The organism is Miniphocaeibacter halophilus (assembly GCF_016458825.1).
GTDB lineage: Bacteria > Bacillota > Clostridia > Tissierellales > Peptoniphilaceae > Miniphocaeibacter > Miniphocaeibacter halophilus.
This window is the reverse complement of sequence record NZ_CP066744.1, coordinates 2,295,619-2,311,374: the sequence shown is the minus strand read 5'-3', so window position 1 is coordinate 2,311,374 and position 15,756 is coordinate 2,295,619. Positions and strand designations below refer to the sequence as shown.

Genomic DNA, 15,756 nt, shown 5'->3' with positions numbered 1-15,756 from the left:
TAAAAATAATATAGGGTGATAAAAATGATGGGTAAAAAAGACAAGATAAGTAAAACACAAATAGAGATATTAAGTTTAGATTCATTAGTTCCACAAGATCATTTGGTAAGAAAACTGGATCAAGTTATTGATTTAAGCTTTATCTACGATTTAGTAAAAGATCTTTATTCTAAAACAGGAGCCGAAAGTATAGATCCTGTTGTTTTAATAAAATTAAATATTATCCAATATACATTTGGAATTAGGTCTATGCGACAAACAATAAAAGAAATAGAAGTTAATGCAGCATATAGATGGTACTTAGGATATGGATTAACTGAGAAAATACCACATTTCTCAACCTTTAGTAAAAATTATCAAAGACGATTTAAAGGAACAGATATTTTTGAACAAATATTTTTCAGAATTTTAAATGAAATAGCTAAATGTGGATTACTTACAGAAGAAAATATATACATAGATGGAACTCATATAAAGGCAAATGCAAATATACATAATAAAGAAACCATAGAAGTAGAAGAATCTGTTAAATATTACCAAGACATATTAGAAAAAGAAATAAATGAAGATAGAAAAAATCATAATAAAAAACCATTAAAAAAAAACGAAGAAATCAAAACAAAAGAAATAACAGTAAGTAAAAATGACCCAGATTGTGGAATATTTCATAAAGGAGAGCATAAAAAAGTATTTGCATATTTATCAAATACAGCGTGTAATGATTATGGAATAATACTTGATTTTGAAGTAACCTCAGGAAATAAACATGATTCAACAGTATTTCCTATATTATATGAGAGAATAAAGAATAAATATAAAAGTAATAAATACATAGCAATTGATGCAGGATATAAAACACCGGCAATAGCAAAACAAATACTTGATAATGATAAAATACCATTATTACCATATAAAAGACCAATGACAAAAAAAGGGTTCTATAAAAAATATGAATATGTTTATGATGAATATTATGATTGTTATATATGTCCAAATAACAAAATATTAAAATATAGTACAACCAATAGAAATGGATATCAAGAATATAAAAGTAATCCTAACGATTGTAAAAACTGTAAATATGTCAAAAATTGTACAGAAAGTAAGAATAATCAAAAAGTAGTAACTCGTCATATCTGGGAAGAATACATAGAAAAATGCGAAGATATTAGACATACTAAAGGATTTAAAGAAAAATATGGAAGAAGGAAAGAAACAATAGAGAGAGTTTTCGCTGATGCAAAAGAATTACATGGGATGCGATACACATTACATAGGGGTTTAGAAAGAGTTAAAAATGAACTATACCTCTTATTTGGGTGCATGAATTTAAAGAAGTTGGCAAAAATCATATGGAAAAGGTATAAGAATTCTTCCGAATTACATGTTTTATTTGAAGATTTGAAAAATATTTCAAATTTCAGAATTTTAAAAAGGCATTTTAGATTATTGATAAATTCTAAAATGCCTTTTGTCTTCAATCTGAAGCCATAGAATCTATGGCTTTTCTTTAATGAAATAATTATTTGCCTCTTTTAAAGTATCTATAATATTTAAAGCCTGTGGACAAATAGATTCACATTGACCACATTCTACACAAAGGGATGCGTCTTTCTTTTCTTCAATTAATGACAAATATTCTTTTTTATACCTTTCTTTTCTGTCGTAGATAACCGCATTATTATATTTTGAAAAAACAGACGGAATTTGTACTCCTTCCGGACAAGGAAGGCAATATTCACAGGAAGTACAGGCAATTTTTGTCTTACTGTTAAAAAAGTCCTTAACCTTATTAATATTTTCTAATTCTTTAAAATTTAAAGAATTAGCCTCTGCTTCACTGGCAATTTTAATATTTTCCTTTACTTGGTCTAAATTTGACATTCCACTTAAGGCTAAGGAAACCTCTTCAAAGTTATAAACCCATTTTAAAGCCCATTGAGCCATAGAATATTCTTTATTTAAATCTATAAAATAATCTTTGACCTCTTTGGGTCCATCTGAAAGAAAGCCACCTTTAACAGGCTCCATAACTATTACTGACAAACCCTTACTTTTTGCATAACGTAAACCTTCAACTCCGGCTTGGTAATTTTCGTCCATATAGTTTAATTGGATTTGACAGAAGTCCCAATTATATGAATCTACAATTTCCTTAAATAATTCAAGATTATCATGAAAAGAAAAGCCGACGTATTTTATTCTTCCACTTTTGCGTTCTTTATCAAAAAAATCAAAAATATTATTTTCAACCATTTTCCTATAGGAGTTTTCTCCAATGGAATGGGCTAAATAGAAATCAATATATTCAGTTTGAAGTTTTTTTAATTGTTCTTCAAAAATATTTTCATAATCGCTATATTCTTTACATAGCCATAAAGGCATCTTAGTAGCTAGGTATAATTTATCGCGGCCTAGTTTTTTAATAGATTCTCCTACAAAAACTTCACTTTGACCATCATGATAAGTATAAGCGGTATCAAAATAATTTACTCCGGAATCAAAGGCGTATTTAAGCATTTCAAAGCTTTTTTCTTTGTCAATACTTCCATTATTATTTGGATCGTATAAAGGAAATCTCATACAACCAAAACCTAGTATAGATACCTTAATATTTTCATTAATAAAATTTCTGTATTTCAATTTAATCATCTCCTTTATAACTTTATTAAATTATAACATTAAATAAGAAAAATAGAGATAAGGTTTTCATATTGTAAAATTAATCGTTTTAATTTATAATAAGTTAGAAGGGTAGTTTCATTTCTTATCAAATATTTACTATTCTAAGGAGGAATTAAATGAGTGCAAAGAAAACACCGTTATATGATCGTCATATAGCAGCAGGTGGAAATGTAGTAGATTATGCAGGTTGGATGTTACCTGTAGATTATGTAGGACTTAAAGAAGAACATAAGGCAGTAAGAGAAAATGTTGGTTTATTTGATGTTTCTCATATGGGAGAATTTGATGTAAAGGGTAAAGAAGCATTAAAATTCCTAAATTATGTTTGCTCTAATGATTTTTCAAAGGCAGCAGACGGGCAAATCGTTTATACTATGCTATGTAATGAAAATGGTGGTATTATTGATGATTTACTAGTATATAAGTATAATAATGAACATTTTCTAATGGTTCCTAATGCAGCTAACACTGAAAAGGATTACAACCATTTAATAAAATACGTTAAGGATTATGATGTAGAATTTAACAACATATCTGATAACGTAGGGGAAGTAGCTATTCAAGGTCCTAATTCACAAAAAGTACTTCAAAAACTAGTAGATTTTGATTTAGATCAAATAAAGTATTATCATTTTGTTGACGATATTGATTATAAGGGACATAAATTATTAATATCTAGAACAGGTTATACTGGTGAAGATGGATTTGAAGTTTATACTACTCCAGAAGGAATACAACAAGTTTGGGATGACTTACTTGAAATTGGTAAGGAATTCGAATTACAATTGTGTGGACTTGGATGTAGAGATACTTTAAGATTTGAAGCATCAATGCCATTATATGGTAATGAAATGGGAGATGATATTTCTCCACTAGAAGCAGGATTAAAATTTGCTGTTAAATTTGACAAAGATGATTTTATTGGTAAAGCAGCTTTAGAAAAAGAATTAGCTGAAGGACCAAAAAGAAAAATCATTGGACTTGAAATGGAAGATAAGAGAATTCCAAGACATGGATATGAAATTCAAAAAGATGGAAAGAAAATTGGTGTAATAACAACTGGTTATTTATCTCCAACTTTGAATAGACGTCTTGCAAATGTTTTAATTGATATTGACGAAGCTGTTATTGGAAATGAAGTAGATGTAATTGTAAGAAATAAAGTTTCCAAAGCTAAAATAATTAGCAAAAAATTCATGAAATAATTAATTATTATTAAAAATTAAAAATAAATTTTAGGAGGATTAGAATGAACGTAGAAAAAGGATTATTGTATACAAAAGACCATGAGTGGGTAAAAGTTGAAGGAGATACTGCTTATATAGGAATAGCAGATTTTGCACAATCAAATTTAGGTGATATCGTTTATGTAGAATTACCAGAAGAAGATGATGAAGTTTCAGCAAAAGATTCAATAGCATCTGTTGAGTCTGTTAAAGCAGCTGCAGAAGTATTTAGCCCAGTTGATGGAACAGTAGTAGAAATTAATGAAGATTTAGATGATGATCCAGGTCTACTAAATAAAGCTCCTTATGAACATTGGATTGCAAAAGTAGAATTATCAGATAAATCTCAACTAGATGAATTAATGAACGATGCTGAATATACTGACTTTTTAAAGGAGGCATAATTAATGTCTAAATATCCATATATTCCTCATACTGATGAGGAAATTAAGGAGATGTTGGATGTAGTTGGAGTTAGTTCTCTCGAAGATTTATTTTCGGACATTCCTGAAGAAATGAAAATGAAGGGAGAATTGGATTTACCTGCTTCACAATCAGAAGGTGAGGTATTTGGCTATTTAAGTAAATTAGCTAAGAAGAATAAAACAACTAATGATTTAGCTTGTTTTATGGGTGGAGGAGCTTATGACCATTACATTCCTTCAGTAGTTAACCATATTACAGGTAGATCAGAATTCTATACTGCATACACTCCTTACCAGCCAGAAGTAAGTCAAGGAACTTTACAATATATATTTGAATATCAAACTTTAATGGCTAATCTAACAGGAATGGATTATGCTAACGCTTCATTATATGATGGACAATCAGCTGTAGCAGAAGCTGCTATAATGACTACACAAATGTCAAAGAAAAACAAAATAGCAATTTCTGAAACTGCAGACCCTCAAGCAATTACAGTTTTAAGAACCTATACTCATGCAAGGGGAATGGAGCTAGTTCTTATACCTAGAGACGGTATGGTTACAAGTTTAGATAAGGCAAAGGAAATTGTAGATGATACAGTAGGAACTGTAATTATTCAAAGCCCTAACTTCTACGGCTATATTGAAGATATTGCACCTTTTGTTGAATTAGCACATTCACAAAAGAAAAGATATATTATTCAATCAACAGACCCAACTTCATTACCAATAATGAAGAAACCTGGAGAATTAGGCGTTGATGTTGTTGTTGGAGATGGTCAAGCCTTTGGAATTCCATTACAATTTGGTGGTCCTTATTTAGGAATATTGGCATTTAATAAACCTTTCTTAAGAAAGATTCCTGGAAGAATAGTTGGACAAACTGAAGATATGGACGGAAAAAGATCTTGGGTATTGACTCTATCAGCAAGAGAGCAACATATTAAGAGGGAAAGAGCAACTTCCAATATATGTTCAAACCAAGGATTAAATGTACTGGCAGCTACAGTATATATGTCATTACTTGGTAAAAAAGGGATGAAGGAAGTATCATATCAATGTATAGCTAAATCTCACTATTTATTTGAAAAATTAAGTGGTTTAGATAAAGTTAAAGTATTGACCGATAAACCTTTCTTTAAAGAATTTTCAATTGGTTTTGACAAAGATGCTGATGAAGTACTTGCTAAATTAGAAGAAAATGGCATCTTAGGTGGAATAAGTCTAAGTAGAATAGACGAAAGCCTAGGAAACGGATTGATTATAGCAGTAACAGAAAAACGTACTAAAGAAGAAATGGATAAATTTGTTAAAACTTTAGAGGAGGTATTATAATGGCTTACGATAAATTAATATTTGAATTATCTAAACCAGGAAAAACTGGATATAGATTACCTTCTTTAGATGTTGAAGGAAAAGACTTAAGCGAATATATTCCTGAAGAATTATTAGCAACAGATGAGTTGGATTTTCCAGAAGTAAGTGAAGTAGATGTAATTAGACATTTTACTAACTTATCTATGAAAAACTATGGCTTAGATAGAGGTTTTTATCCATTAGGATCATGTACAATGAAATATAATCCTAAAATCAATGAAGATGTTGCATCATTAGAAGGATTTACAAATCTTCATCCTTATCAAAAAGATGAGGACGTTCAAGGAACTCTTGAAGCATTGTACAATGTTGGTGAAGCATTGTCAGAAATATCTGGAATGGATTTTATGACATTACAACCTGCAGCAGGTGCTCATGGAGAAATAACCGGTGTTATGCTTATTAAGGCATATCATGAACACAATGGACAAAATCAAAGAAACAAAATAATTGTTCCAGACGCTGCTCATGGTACTAACCCAGCAACTGCAGCAATGGCTGGATATGAAATAATTGAAATTAAATCAAAACCAAATGGAATGGTTGACATAGATGCCTTAAAGGCAGTAGTTGGTGATGACACAGCAGGACTAATGCTTACAAATCCAAATACTTTAGGTATTTATGATGAAAATATAAAAGATATAACTAGCATTATACACGATGCCGGTGGATTGGTTTATTATGATGGAGCTAATATGAATGCAATATTAGGACATAGTAGACCGGGAGACATGGGATTTGACATTGTACACTATAATGTTCATAAGACTTTCTCTACACCACATGGTGGCGGTGGTCCAGGAGCTGGTCCAGTAGGAGTTAAATCATTCTTAAAACCTTTCTTACCTAAACCAGTAGTTGAGAAAAAAGATGATGGAACTTACTATTTAGACTTTGATGTACCTTATACTTTAGGAAAGATGAAAGCTTTTGTTGGTCACGTTGCTATTTTATTAAGAACTTATAGTTATATTTTAACTATGGGTAAAGATGGACTTAGAGATGCAAGTACAATGGCAGTTTTAAATGCTAACTATCTAGCACAAAGCTTAAAAGAAAATTACAACTTGCCATTAGATAGATTATACAAACATGAATTTGTATTAGCTGGAATTAAAGATGATACTCATACAATTACTACACTAGATGTAGCAAAGAGAATATTAGATAAGGGATTCCATGCTCCAACAGTGTACTTCCCATTAATAGTACCTGAAGCATTGATGATTGAACCTACAGAATCTGAACCTAAAGACACATTAGATGACTTTATAAAAGCATTAAATGAGATTGCTGAAGAAGCAAAGACAAATCCAGAACTTCTTAAAACAGCTCCTCATGACACTCCTGTAAGAAGACCAGACGAAACTAAAGCTGCTAAAGATTTAGTTTTAAAGTACGAAGGAGAGATTAATGCCTAAGATAGTAGTTATTGGTGCTGGACCTGGTGGATATGAAGCAGCTATTAGAGCTGCTCAGCTAGGTGCAGATGTAGTTTTAATAGAAAAAGGGAAATCCGGTGGTACTTGTTTAAACATAGGTTGTATTCCAACTAAAACTCTATGGAAAACAGCAGAACTATACGAGCAAGTAAAACACTCTTCTGAATTTGGAATAAATTTAGAAAACCCTTCAATAAATATGCCATCAGTAAAAGAGAGAAAAGATTATGTAGTTAATAGAATGAACACAGGAGTTGACTTCTTAGTACAATCCTATCCAAATATAGAATATATTGAAGGAACTGCTAGTTTTAAAGATGATAATACGGTTATTGTTAAAACAGCAGATGGGGAAAAAGAAGTTTCTGGAGATAATTTTATTATTGCTACAGGATCTGCTCCTCTAATTCCGGGATTTGAAGGTTCAAGACTGGATAATGTAATAACCAGTACAGAATTATTAGATTTGGATTATTTACCAAAAAGTCTAGTAATAATTGGAACCGGAGTAATTGGAATGGAGTTTGCTAGTATTTATACTTCTTTTGGTACAGATGTAACAGTAATTGGTTCAGACTTACTAAAAGCAGCTGATGGTGAAGTAACTAAGAGAATTCAATCTATATTCAAGCAAAAAGGTATGAAAATACAAAAGGGATATAGAGCTAGTAAAATAGAAAAAACAGAAAATGGTTTAAAAGTTGTTGCTGAAAATAAAAAAGGAAAAGTTATTGAAGCAGAAGGCGAATTAGTATTACTTGCAATTGGTAGAGTACCTTATACTGAAGGTTTAAATCTTGAGGAAATAGGCGTAGAAACCAATAGAGGTGGAGTAGTAGTAGATTCTAACTTAAAAACCAATAAACCAAATATTTATGCAATAGGAGATTGTATTGCAGGAAATACTCAACTTGCTCATATAGCATCAGCTCAAGGGTTGAATTTAGTTGAATATTTAATGGGCAACACACCTCATATTGTTATGGATGTAGTTCCGGCAGCAACATTTACCTTACCTGAAATAGCACAGGTTGGTAAAACTGAGGAGGAACTAAAAGAAGAGGGAATAGAGTATGACAAATCCAAATTCTTATTCTCTGGAAATGGAAAAGCCGTTTCTATGGGAGAAACTGATGGATTTGTAAAAATTCTAGCTTCAAAGGATCATGAAAAAATTCTTGGAGTTCATGTATTTGGACCTCATGCAAATGATATAGTACATTTAGGCGCTTTAGCAATGGCTAATGACTTATCTGTTGCAGCTTTAAATAGAACTATATTTGCTCATCCAACTTTAAGTGAAACATTTATGGAGGCAGCTCACGGTTTAGAAGGAGCATCAATTCATAGTGCTAATGTTGGAAGAAAATAAATATTTAAAGGGAGATTTATATCTCCTTTTTTATTTGCAAAAATTTATATTAAGTCTATTTCTAATACTTATTTAAAAAAAGTATCTCTTAAGTAACAAAATGAAAACAAATCTTAAGTAGATATAATTATTTTATGTTAAAATAGATATATATATATTTATAAAAGTATAAGGGGTAAAAATGAAAAAAATTAAAACTCAAGATGCAATAGGCCACGTATTGCCACATGATATGACTAGAATTGTAAAAGATGAATATAAAGGACCTGCTTTTAAAAAGGGACATGTAATAAAAGAAGAGGATATTCCTCTTTTATTGGAAATGGGAAAAGAACATATTTATGTATTGGAAAAAGATGAAAACATGATACATGAAAATGATGCTGCAAAAATATTAGCAAACATATGTATAAATGATTACATGGAAATGACCGATGTACAGGAAGGTAAAATAGAAATAAAAGCGACAGAGGACGGTTTCTTTGAAGTGGACACAGATAGGCTATTTGAATTAAATTATTTAGGTGACATAGCTATAGCAACTAGAACTGGAAATTTACCAGTTAAAAAGGGAGATGTTCTTGCTGGCACAAGAATTATTCCATTATTAATAGAGAAAAATCAGTTAGAAGAAGCTGAAAAAATTAAAAATGGAGTTCCTATTTTTAAAATTACTCCCTTTAGAAAACTTAAAGGCGGTATAGTCACAACTGGTTCAGAAGTTTATAATAATAGAATAGTAGATAAATTTACTCCAGTAGTAAAGGATAAATTAAAGGAATATAATGTTGAATTAATTCATCATGAAATATGTGATGATAAGACTGAAATGATAAAAAATGCAATTATGAAAATTAAAGAAATGGGAGCAGATGTAATTCTTTGTACCGGTGGAATGAGCGTTGACCCAGATGATTTAACGCCGGCTGCAATAAAGGAAAGTGGAGCAAATATTATAGCCTATGGAGCTCCTACGCTTCCAGGTTCGATGTTTTTAGTAGGCTATTTTGATGATGATACGGCAATTATGGGATTACCGGGCTGTGTTATGTATACAAAAACAACTGTCTTTGATATACTTTTTCCATATGTAATTGCAGGTAAAAAAATTACTAGAGAACAAATAGCTCGTTTAGGATATGGTGGCTATTGTTTAAAATGTGAAACTTGTCATTATCCTAATTGTGAGTTTGGAAAGGGAGTTTAGTTATAAAAAGTAAAAGTAAAAATAAATTTTTAATTATTTCAATTATTTTTATATTATTTATTTCCTTTGGTGTTTATTTAAAATTTAATGGAAATAAATATACTTTCATTGATTTTAAGTTATTATCCTTAATAAGAGATAATATAAAACCAAATATTTTTTTTAAAGCTATGACAATTTTAGGTGATGTAGAAACCTATTTTATTATCTTTGTACCTGTATCAATATATTTATTATTTAAAAGAGATTATAAAGAATTAATTACTATTTTGTTTGCCATATTATTAGCTGTAGTAACAATGAAGGTTTTTAAAAATATTTTTCAAAGAATAAGGCCAGAGGAGTTTTTTGTTGTACAGCAAGGTGGATTTAGCTATCCTAGTGGTCATTCTATAACAAGTGCTGCAACTTATTGGACTATTTTAAAAATTTTAAAAACAAAAAATATTAACATCGTTATTTTAAGTGTTTTTTTAGTAATTCCATTTTTAGTAGGTTTCAGTAGATTGGTTTTAGGAGTACATTGGCCTACAGATGTTGTTTTTGGTTTATTACTAGGATACTCTATATCAATAATAAGTATTATTTTATACAATAAATTAAGGGTGAAAAATGAATGATAATTTTATTTTAATTTTAACAATAGCTATTTTAGTTTTAGTTCTTTTATTTGGTAAAATATTAATGAAAAGTAAAGGATTTACAATAGATTTAAAAGTCAGAGCATTTTTTTATAAAAATGCAACTAAGCAATTTAAACATATGATGAATATGATTACAACATTGGCTAATGTTGAAACAATATTAATTATTTCCATACCAATCTTGTTTTATTTAATTTCAGAAAAAATGCTGGATAAAGCTACAGCCATAATTTTATCGGTGTTTTTTTCAGTAGGAATTAGTCAAATATTGAAATTTCTCTTTAGAGTTAGTAGACCAACTAAATCTCAGGAATTTAAATATATTGGATATTCTTTTCCAAGTGGTCATTCTACAGTAGGAATGGCATACTATTTAACATTAGCCTATATTCTTGCTGGTGGTTTAGATGGTTATACAGAAATAGTTTTTATAGGATTAATTCTAGGTATTTTAATAGGTTTTAGTAGATTGGTTTTAGGTGTACATTGGTTTACAGATGTTACAGTAGGATTAATTCTAGGTCTATTATGTAGCTGGTGGGTAATAAAAATATATAGTACAGGATATTATATTAATTGGTTATTTAATTGAGGAGGAAATATGAGTTTTTTAAGTGAATTAAGAAAAGACAAAATGAAAGCTATGAAAGAAAAAGATAGGGACAGAGTAAATGTTATTACATTGTTAATGTCATCAATATCTTTAGCAGAAAAAGAAAATAAAAAGGAATTAACCGATGAAGAGGCTTTGGTTTTTGTTCAAAAAGAGTTAAAACAATTAAAAGATACTTTAGAAGCTACTCCGGACAATAGACAGGATATTATTGATGAAACTAAAAGAAGAATTGATATAATTGAAGGTTATCTTCCAAAACAAATGACAGAAGAGGAGTTAACAGAAATAATACTAAATATAATAGATGAAAAAGATTTGGAAAAGACAAAAAAGAACAAGGGCATTATTATTAAAGAGGTTTTAGGAAAATATAAAGGTAAGACAGACGGTAAAACTGTAAATTTAGTAATAGATAAAATATTAGAATAATCTCGTAATTTACGAGATTATTTGTTTTTATAATATTAAACATATGGTAGAATTATAGTTGAAGTAAAAACAAGGAATGATATTATGACAGACAGTTTGAATAATTTTTTAAGTTTTGTATCGACAATTAGAGTACAAGACATTATAGATATACTTATAGTTGCAGTAGCAATATATAAAATATATATACTTATTAAAGAGACCAGGGCTGAACAGCTAATGAAAGGAATTCTAGCAATTTTCTTTTTCTCAATTTTAAGTGATATTTTAAATTTATATACAATTTCCTGGATTTTAAAGAAAGCTTGGACAGCTGGTTTTGTGTTAATAATTGTAGTCTTTCAGCCTGAATTAAGGAGAATGTTAGAGTACATAGGTACAAGTAATATATTTAAAAAATCCTTTGTAGATTTACAATATGAAGTAGCTAAACATAATTCTACTGAGGTTACCCGTGCTGTTGCATCTTTATCGAGACAAAAAATCGGAGCGTTAATCGTATTTGAAAGAAGAACAGGTTTAAATGAGGTAATAGAGACAGGAACTTTATTAAATGCCGTTATATCAAGTGAATTATTAATTAATATATTTATACCAAACACCCCCCTTCATGATGGGGCTGTAATTATTAGAGAGTCTACTATAAAAGCTGCATCATGTTTTTTACCTATGTCTGAAAATCAGTCTATATCTAAGGAACTAGGGACAAGACATAGAGCGGCATTAGGAATTTCAGAAAAGTCAGATAGTTTATCTGTTGTAGTATCTGAGGAAACTGGAACTATTTCAATTGCAGAAAAAGGTGAATTACAAAGATATATTGATGTTGAAACATTGGAAGATATTTTAATGAATTTTTATAGTGTAAATAATGAAGAAAGTGTGAATGACTATGAAGAGTAAATTGAAAAATAATTGGCATTTAAAATTAATTTCTTTATTATTTGCAATTGGACTTTGGTATTATGTTGTAATGGATAAAAATCCTACAACGACAGCAAATTATAAAAACATAGAAGTAACAATAAGGAATGAAGACTATTTAACAAAAAGGAATTTGGCTATTGTTGAACCAACAGAACCAGTTGTAAATGTTGAATTAAGAGGTAATATTAAGAAGTTAAATGATATTAAAAGATCCGACATTATAGTTACTGCAGATATGTATGGGGTAACTGGTGATTCAGCTGAAATTGACTTAAAATATACGGTGCCCGATGGGGTAACTATTGTTAATAAATCTCAAGATAAAATGACCTTTAAATTTGATGAGGAAGTAACGGATAAATTCCCTGTTAAAGTTGAGACAATAGGTGAGCTTCCTTCTAATAGTATGCAGTTAATTGAAGCAGAGGCAGTACCAAAAGAAGTAAAAATAAGTGGATTTAGAAAAGAAATTGCAAAAATAGATAAAGATAAGGTTAAAGTTACATTGGATTTATCTGTTATAACCGAAAGTGGTAAAATTACCAAGGACATTGAGGTATATGATAAAAATGGTGATTTAATGAAGGACTTAATAATGGATAAAACAAAGGCCACTATAAATATTTACATTGCCAATAGTAAACAGGTATCCATAAAGCCGGTTATTAAAAATGAACCTGAGAATTTCTCCATGTCAGATTTAAAATTAAGTAAGGACAAGGTAACAATACTAGGTGAAGAGAAAATAATAAAGGATATTACTGAAATAAGTACAGAGCCAATAGATTTAGAAGGAGTTACTGGTAATGCAACATTAAAAGTGAAATTGGATCTACCAGAAGGAGTTACATTGTTAACAGGAGAAAATGGCGAAGATACTATTGATGTACAAATTTTCACCAATACAGAAGAAACAGGAATTAGCAGTAAAAGACTTGTAAAAAAACTTTCAGATTTACAAATAGTAAATAATGAAAATAATAGTGGTATTTTATTTACAAATAGTGAAACAGATATTAATATAGACATTTATGGTTTAGAAGATAGTATAAAAAATATTAAAGTAGATGATATTATTTTAAGTATTGATGTTAAAAACTTAGAAAAAGGAAAACATGAGGTACCTATTAAAGTTGAAAGTATAGAAGGAGTAAGTAATATAACAATAAATCCTTCTAAAGTAAATATTGAAATAGAGTAATATCACAGGAGGAAAAATGGGAAAATATTTTGGAACTGATGGAATTAGAGGAGTGGCAAACAAGGAATTGACTCCGGAACTAGCGTATAAAGTTGCAAGAGCATCAGCTTATAAATTAAATGAAGATAATAATAAATTAATTATAATTGGAAAAGATACTAGAAAATCAGGAGATATGTTGGAAAGTGCCTTGGTAGCAGGTTATACTTCAATGGGCTATGATGTTTATTTACTTGGGGTAATACCAACGCCGGCAGTTGCATATTTAACTAAATATTATGGTGCAGAAGCGGGAATAGTTATTTCAGCTTCCCATAATCCTGCTGAATTTAATGGAATAAAATATTTTGGCAGTGATGGTTTTAAACTACCGGATGAAGTTGAAGAAGAAATAGAAAATATTATTGATAATTATAAGGAAATTGATATTAGACCAATTGGAAAAGATTTAGGTATAGTTGAATTTAAAACAGACGCAAAGGATATATATTTAGACTATTTGAAATCAAGAGTTAATTTGGATTTAACAGGAATAAATATTTCTCTTGATTGTGGAAATGGAGCAACATATGAAATAGCACCAAGACTATTTAAAGATTTAGGTGCAAATGTTACAGCTATTCACACTGAACCAAATGGACTTAATATTAATTTAAATTGTGGCTCTACAAATCCGGAAAAAATTGAAGGTCTTGTAAAAAAATCAAAATCAGATGTTGGTTTTAGTTATGATGGTGATGGCGATAGACTTATAACTGTTGATGAAAATGGCAATACCTTAGATGGAGACCATTATTTAGCTGCCTGTGCTTTTCATATGAAAAACAAGGGTACTTTAAAGAACTCCGGAGTAGTAGGTACAGTAATGACTAATATTGGTCTAGATGAATATTTAAACAAGATTGATGTAGAATTAAAGAAGTCGTCGGTTGGCGATAGATACGTTTTAGAGGTTATGAGAAAAGATGGATATTCTCTTGGCGGAGAACAATCTGGACATATAATATTCTTAGATGACAATACGACAGGTGATGGAATATTATCTTCTTTAAAAATTCTAGAAGTAATGCTTGAATCCGGTAAAAAAATGTCCGAACTAAATGAATTGATGGTAACCTATCCTCAAGTATTAATAAATGCGAAAGTCTCAAATGAAAACAAAAATAACTATAAAAAGGATGAACTTGTTTTAGAAGAGATAAGAAAATTGGAAGAAAAATTTAATGGTGAAGGAAGAGTATTAATTCGTCCATCAGGAACAGAGCCTTTGGTAAGGGTAATGATAGAAGGCAAAGACCAAGATGTCTTAAAAAGAGAAGCAGAAAGATTAGTTAAAATAATAGAAGATAGGTGTTCTTAGGAGGAAACATGAAAGATTATATTTTAATAGCCGATTCAAGCTGTGACCTAAATAAAAAATTGAATAAAGAGGTAAAAGTTGAATTAGTTCCTTTTAATATTGATGTTAGTGGAGAAACTTTTGTTGATGATGGTAAAACCGATTTAAAAAAATTCATGAAAAATGTTGACGAAAGTAAAAAAGCACCAAGTACTGCAGCACCTTCTCCAAATCTATTTATGGAGAAATTCAAAGAAAAAAAAGAAATATTCATAATAACAATTTCTTCAAAATTAAGTGCAACTTATAATAATGCTATTTTAGCTAAAAATATGTTTTTAGAGGAAAAAGAAGCAAAAATTCACGTATTTGACAGTAAAAGTGCTTCATCCGGAGAAACCTTAATAGCTTTAAAAATAAAAGAATACATTGACAATGGCCTTAAATTTGAAGAAATAGTAGATAAAGTTGAAGAATTTATAGAAAATATGAAAACTTTTTTTATATTAGATAAGTTCGATACATTAGTTAAAAATGGTAGAATGTCAAAATTTACAGGAACAATAGCAAAGGCGCTGTCGTTTAAACCTGTAATGTGTGCTAATAATGGGGAAATAGGAGTTTTTGCTAAAACTAGAGGATATAATAATGCTGCAAATAAATTAATTGACACTATTGCAGAGACCTATGATAATTTTGAAAATAGAACATTAATAATAGCCCATTGTGAAGCAGGGGACAGGGCTAAAAACTTAAAAAACAATATAGCTAAAAGATGTAATTTTAAAAACATAGAAATTGTTGAAACAGGAATGCTTTCATCTGTATATGCAAATACAGGTGGAGTAATAGTAGCTTTTTAG

Annotated in this window: 15 protein-coding genes; 14 read left to right on the top strand and 1 reads right to left on the bottom strand. The window is 29.7% G+C overall.

What is annotated here, in order from left to right:
- Window positions 1–24 precede the first annotated feature (24 nt).
- Window positions 25–1,494, top strand: coding sequence for an IS1182 family transposase (locus tag JFY71_RS11570; protein ID WP_243660932.1), 1,470 nt, complete (start codon window positions 25–27; stop codon window positions 1,492–1,494).
- 3 nt (window positions 1,495–1,497) lie between these two features.
- Here JFY71_RS11570 and JFY71_RS11565 read toward each other — a convergent pair whose 3' ends face one another.
- On the bottom strand, window positions 1,498–2,643 hold the full coding sequence (locus JFY71_RS11565; protein WP_243660931.1) for an aldo/keto reductase: 1,146 nt from the start codon (window positions 2,641–2,643) through the stop codon (window positions 1,498–1,500).
- Between the two features lie 158 nt (window positions 2,644–2,801).
- On the opposite strand from JFY71_RS11565, the gene gcvT reads away from it, so the two are divergent.
- The 13 genes from gcvT (at window position 2,802) to JFY71_RS11500 (ending at window position 15,756) form a co-directional block, all read left to right on the top strand.
- On the top strand, window positions 2,802–3,890 hold the full coding sequence (gcvT, locus tag JFY71_RS11560; RefSeq protein WP_243660930.1) for a glycine cleavage system aminomethyltransferase GcvT: 1,089 nt from the start codon (window positions 2,802–2,804) through the stop codon (window positions 3,888–3,890).
- 44 nt (window positions 3,891–3,934) lie between these two features.
- On the top strand, window positions 3,935–4,315 hold the full coding sequence (gcvH, locus tag JFY71_RS11555) for a glycine cleavage system protein GcvH (RefSeq protein ID WP_243660929.1): 381 nt from the start codon (window positions 3,935–3,937) through the stop codon (window positions 4,313–4,315).
- A gap of 3 nt (window positions 4,316–4,318) precedes the next feature.
- Entirely contained in the window at window positions 4,319–5,671 is a 1,353-nt protein-coding gene (gene gcvPA / locus JFY71_RS11550) for an aminomethyl-transferring glycine dehydrogenase subunit GcvPA (protein WP_243660928.1), read from the top strand.
- On the top strand, window positions 5,671–7,137 hold the full coding sequence (gene gcvPB / locus JFY71_RS11545; protein ID WP_275955183.1) for an aminomethyl-transferring glycine dehydrogenase subunit GcvPB: 1,467 nt from the start codon (window positions 5,671–5,673) through the stop codon (window positions 7,135–7,137). Before gcvPA ends, gcvPB begins: the two co-directional genes overlap by 1 nt.
- On the top strand, window positions 7,130–8,530 hold the full coding sequence (lpdA, locus tag JFY71_RS11540) for a dihydrolipoyl dehydrogenase (RefSeq protein ID WP_243660927.1): 1,401 nt from the start codon (window positions 7,130–7,132) through the stop codon (window positions 8,528–8,530). The genes gcvPB and lpdA overlap by 8 nt, the downstream gene beginning before the upstream one ends.
- A gap of 181 nt (window positions 8,531–8,711) precedes the next feature.
- Window positions 8,712–9,737, top strand: a complete 1,026-nt coding sequence (locus tag JFY71_RS11535) for a molybdopterin-binding protein (protein WP_243660926.1) — start codon at window positions 8,712–8,714, stop codon at window positions 9,735–9,737.
- A 170-nt stretch (window positions 9,738–9,907) separates the two neighbouring features.
- Window positions 9,908–10,357, top strand: coding sequence for a phosphatase PAP2 family protein (locus tag JFY71_RS11530; RefSeq protein WP_243660925.1), 450 nt, complete (start codon window positions 9,908–9,910; stop codon window positions 10,355–10,357).
- Window positions 10,350–10,973: a phosphatase PAP2 family protein gene (locus JFY71_RS11525; RefSeq protein ID WP_243660924.1), complete on the top strand. Its 624-nt coding sequence runs from the start codon at window positions 10,350–10,352 to the stop codon at window positions 10,971–10,973. The genes JFY71_RS11530 and JFY71_RS11525 overlap by 8 nt, the downstream gene beginning before the upstream one ends.
- Before the next feature lie 9 nt (window positions 10,974–10,982).
- On the top strand, window positions 10,983–11,426 hold the full coding sequence (locus tag JFY71_RS11520; RefSeq protein ID WP_243660923.1) for a GatB/YqeY domain-containing protein: 444 nt from the start codon (window positions 10,983–10,985) through the stop codon (window positions 11,424–11,426).
- An 84-nt stretch (window positions 11,427–11,510) separates the two neighbouring features.
- The gene (gene cdaA, locus JFY71_RS11515; RefSeq protein WP_243660922.1) at window positions 11,511–12,329 is read left to right on the top strand and encodes a diadenylate cyclase CdaA; all 819 of its coding nucleotides are present in this window, start codon (window positions 11,511–11,513) and stop codon (window positions 12,327–12,329) included.
- The gene (locus JFY71_RS11510; RefSeq protein WP_243660921.1) at window positions 12,319–13,554 is read left to right on the top strand and encodes a CdaR family protein; all 1,236 of its coding nucleotides are present in this window, start codon (window positions 12,319–12,321) and stop codon (window positions 13,552–13,554) included. The genes cdaA and JFY71_RS11510 overlap by 11 nt, the downstream gene beginning before the upstream one ends.
- Before the next feature lie 16 nt (window positions 13,555–13,570).
- Window positions 13,571–14,914 carry a phosphoglucosamine mutase gene (gene glmM, locus JFY71_RS11505; RefSeq protein WP_243660920.1) on the top strand — a complete coding sequence of 448 codons (1,344 nt, stop codon included), beginning with the start codon at window positions 13,571–13,573 and terminating at the stop codon, window positions 14,912–14,914.
- An 8-nt stretch (window positions 14,915–14,922) separates the two neighbouring features.
- Entirely contained in the window at window positions 14,923–15,756 is an 834-nt protein-coding gene (locus tag JFY71_RS11500; protein ID WP_243660919.1) for a DegV family protein, read from the top strand.